General features: G+C 29.0%; 4 protein-coding genes. 1 reads left to right on the top strand and 3 read right to left on the bottom strand.

The features are described 5' to 3' along the window. Positions 1 to 85: 85 nt before the first annotated feature. Positions 86 to 1,408 (bottom strand): DNA recombination protein RmuC, encoded by a 1,323-nt coding sequence (gene rmuC, locus Q0352_RS08425; RefSeq protein ID WP_299526586.1) that lies wholly within the window; start codon positions 1,406 to 1,408, stop codon positions 86 to 88. A 3-nt stretch (positions 1,409 to 1,411) separates the two neighbouring features. Beyond that, positions 1,412 to 1,954: a DsrE family protein gene (locus tag Q0352_RS08420; protein WP_299526583.1), complete on the bottom strand. Its 543-nt coding sequence runs from the start codon at positions 1,952 to 1,954 to the stop codon at positions 1,412 to 1,414. Positions 1,955 to 2,053: 99 nt separating this feature from the next. Between Q0352_RS08420 and Q0352_RS08415 the strand changes: the two genes are divergently transcribed. After that, positions 2,054 to 2,593: a 1-acyl-sn-glycerol-3-phosphate acyltransferase gene (locus Q0352_RS08415; RefSeq protein ID WP_299526580.1), complete on the top strand. Its 540-nt coding sequence runs from the start codon at positions 2,054 to 2,056 to the stop codon at positions 2,591 to 2,593. On the opposite strand, the gene gcvT is transcribed toward Q0352_RS08415, so the two are convergent. Continuing rightward, complete coding sequence (gene gcvT, locus Q0352_RS08410) at positions 2,590 to 3,672, bottom strand: glycine cleavage system aminomethyltransferase GcvT (protein WP_299526577.1); 1,083 nt, start codon at positions 3,670 to 3,672, stop codon at positions 2,590 to 2,592. The genes Q0352_RS08415 and gcvT overlap by 4 nt on opposite strands. Positions 3,673 to 3,907: the final 235 nt, after the last annotated feature.

The following is a 3,907-nucleotide window of genomic DNA, read 5'->3' as shown; positions in this document are numbered from 1 at the left end:
GAAATGATGGCAGACAAACCATTATTTAAATGGTAATTTAAAAACTATATTATTTAAAAAAAAATCCTGCCTAGTGCAGGATTTTTTATTCATCATCTTCGTTGGCTCGTTCTAATAATTTATCATTAAAGTTTTTAGTTCCTTTTGCTCCCAATTTCTTAATACTTTCAACTTTTTTAATCAAATTTCCGCTACCGGTTAACTTTTTCATAGAAACATCATAAGAACCTTGTACAGTTTTTAGCTGGTTTCCAACTTTAATTAAATCTTCTGTTAAGTTTACAAATTGATCATAGAGTCTTCCTGCTTGTAAAGCAATTTCAATGGCGTTACGTTGCTGTTTCTCATTATTCCACATACTATCTATAGTACGTAAAGTAGCTAAAAGGGTAGTAGGTGTTACAATTACAATATTCTTTTCAAAAGCTTTATTATAAAGCTGATTGTCAGCATTTAATGCAACTGCAAAAGCAGGTTCAATTGGTATAAATAGCAAAACAAAATCTGGAGATTCAATTTTATAAATATCTTCATATTTCTTTTCACTTAACTGTTCAATATGACGTTTTAGTGAATTTACATGTTCTTTTATAAATTGCACTTTTTCAGTATCATCATCAGCATTAATGTATTGTTCATAGGCCGTTAATGAAACTTTTGAATCAATTACCATTTTTTTAGAATCTGGTAAATGAATTACAACATCAGGAAGTATTCTTTTACCTTCATCATTTGTAAAACTTTGTTGCACAAAATATTCTCTATCTTTTTCTAAGCCAGATTTTTCTAGAACACGTTCTAATACCAATTCTCCCCAGTTTCCTTGTGTTTTGCTATCACCTTTTAATGCTTTGGTTAAATTAATGGTTTCTTTACTCATTTGAAGATTTAAATCTTTTAACCCAACTATTTGTTGACGTAAAGCGGCGTGATAATCAATACTTTCCTTATGTGTATCTTCAACCTTTTTTTCAAAAGTTTGAATTTTTTCCTGAAGTGGATTTAAGATATTTTTTATGTTTTCTTTATTCTGTTCTGTAAACTTAGCAGATTTATCTTCTAATATTTTATTGGCTAAAATTTCAAAGTCTTTTGCGAATTTTTCTTGTAATTTTTCAACATCGGCTTTGTTATCTTGTAACTTTTCTTCTAAATATTTCAAATCTGAAACTTTATCAGAAAGCTTTAAATCTAAAGAGTGTTTTTCATTATTTAAAATACTTTTTTCTTCATTTAACTTATTGATTATATTTTCATTAAGTTGTTTATCTTCAAGTAATAGTTTATTTCTTATTTCTAATTCAGAAGTCACTTTTTCATAGCTACTTTTAATTAATAATTTACCCAAAAATAAACCAATGAGTATAGCTACAACAAATATGATTGCATTGATAATATATTGTTCCATAAATTAATTAAAATTAATAATTTGATATCCTTTTGTTTGATATTCAACCAAAGCTGTTAAAGCCGATAAAGCTACTTTTACATTGGGTGATTTTTCTTCTAGCTGAAAACCACTTGCCAAATAAGACTGCCCACAAACATATACTTCAACATTTGCTTTTTTTAATTCAGTAATTATTTCAGCATTCGGGTTTGGAATAGCATACCGATTTTGGTAAGCAACATTATCGATAGTACTTTTTGTAGCAGCACCATGTAAAATAACCACTGTTTTCATGTGATCTAATGAGATTCCTTGCTGCGCATGCATATTTAAATAGCGAGCAACCGCATTTAGTAGTGGATTAACTTTGTCATCTTGCGATTTGTCAGTAAAAATATCAAAAATCACTTTATAGGTTGTGTCTTTATCAAGCTCTAAATCCGGATTTTGAACTTGATAAACTTTTCCATATTTCTCAATTATTGGCCCTGTTTTAGTTTCAATTTCTTGAGCACTTATTATTGAAAAGTTTACCAGTAGTATTAAAATTGTAAAATATTTCATAATTGTAATTAATAATAATTTCAATTTTTAAAATTAAGATTTTTATATTTGTTGCCATAGCCAGACAATTAAAATTAAATCTGAGTTATTAACAACCATATGAAATTATTTGCGCGATTTATATTATACACTGTTTTAGGCTGGAAAACGAAAGGGAGTTTTCCTAGAGAACTTAAGAAATATGTTATTATAGGAGCTCCACACACGCATTGGCTAGATTTTCCACTAGGAGTTGCAATAAAATTTGCAGAGGATTTACCCGCAAATTATATTGGAAAAGCATCATTGTTTAAACCTCCTTTTGGATTTATTTTTAGATGGCTAGGAGGAACACCAATTGAGAGAAGTACAAGCAATAACAAAGTAGATGCAATTGTTGACGTTTTTAACACTCATGAAAATTTTATTTTAGCATTATCACCTGAAGGAACTCGAAAAAAAGTTGATAATTGGAAAACTGGCTTTTATTATATAGCAAAAGGAGCAAAGGTGCCAATTGTAATGTTCACATTTAACTTTAAAGACAAAGAAATTAAAATCTCCGAACCTTATTATTTAACTGATAATATGGAGGAAGATTTTAACTTCTTTTATAAATTTTATGAAGGTGTTCAGGGTAAAATACCTGAAAATTCTTAACCTTTGTAAAAAGGTAATTTTACAACTTCAGCTTTTAAATTTTTATTTCTAACCTGAATGTAAATTTCAGAACCAGCTTTTGAATTTTCAAGTGTGACGTAACCCATTCCTATGGCTTCTTTTAAAGAAGGACTCATAGTACCCGAGGTTACAATACCAATATTATCTCCTGCAGTATTTACAATACCATAATCATGTCTTGGAATACCTTTATCAACCATTTTAAAAGCTACTAGTTTTTTTGATATACCTTCAACTTTTTGTTTTTTAATTTCTTCAGCATTCACAAAGTCTTTAGTGAATTTTGTAATCCATCCTAAACCAGCTTCAATTGGTGAAGTTGTATCATTAATGTCGTTTCCATATAAACAAAATCCCATTTCTAAACGTAATGTATCTCTTGCAGCTAAACCAATTGGTTTTATTCCAAAATCAGCACCCGCTTTAAAAACAGCATTCCAAACTTTTTCTGCATCTTTATTTTTTATGTATAATTCAAATCCGCCTGAACCGGTATAACCTGTAGCTGAAACAATAACATCATCCATTCCTGCAAAATTTCCAATTTCGAAGGTGTAATATTTCATTGCAGCCAAATCAATTTTAGTTAATGACTGAAGTGCTTCTGCCGCTTTTGGACCTTGAACTGCCAATAAAGAATATTCATCAGAACTATTTATCATTTCTACACCTAAATCGTTGTGTTTTGAAATCCAATTCCAATCTTTTTCAATATTTGAAGCATTTACAACTAAAAAATATTCTTCGCTATTAATTCTATACACTAACAAATCATCAACAATACCACCATCAGCATTTGGCAAACAGCTATATTGTACTTTTCCGTCGGTTAAAACAGAAGCATCGTTTGAAGTTACTTTTTGTATTAAAGCAAGTGCGTTTTTACCTTTTAAGTAAAATTCTCCCATATGTGAAACATCAAAAACTCCAACGCTATTTCTAACAGTTTCATGTTCAATATTTATGCCTTCATATTGCACAGGCATATTATAGCCCGCAAATGGCACCATTTTAGCACCTAAAGATTCGTGAATGTGAGTTAAAGCAGTATTTTTCATTTCTTTAAATTTTGTGCTGCTAAAGTACTAAATCTTGAATAATTGGATTGGTATTAATTTACCTTTTTATCAACCTATTTGGTAAAAAATAAAATACTACCACTTCATTTTAATGCTACTTTGGTTGCAAATTTATTAGAAAATATTACTTAAGTTTAAGTCCTATTTATGAAGCATTTACAATAAATTTTACTAAATATTTAGAGTTATATATAAATAATGATACTAAATCAAC

Source organism: uncultured Lutibacter sp., from assembly GCF_937891065.1.
Taxonomy (GTDB): Bacteria; Bacteroidota; Bacteroidia; order Flavobacteriales; family Flavobacteriaceae; genus Lutibacter.
This window is presented reverse-complemented; position numbering and strand designations above follow the sequence as displayed.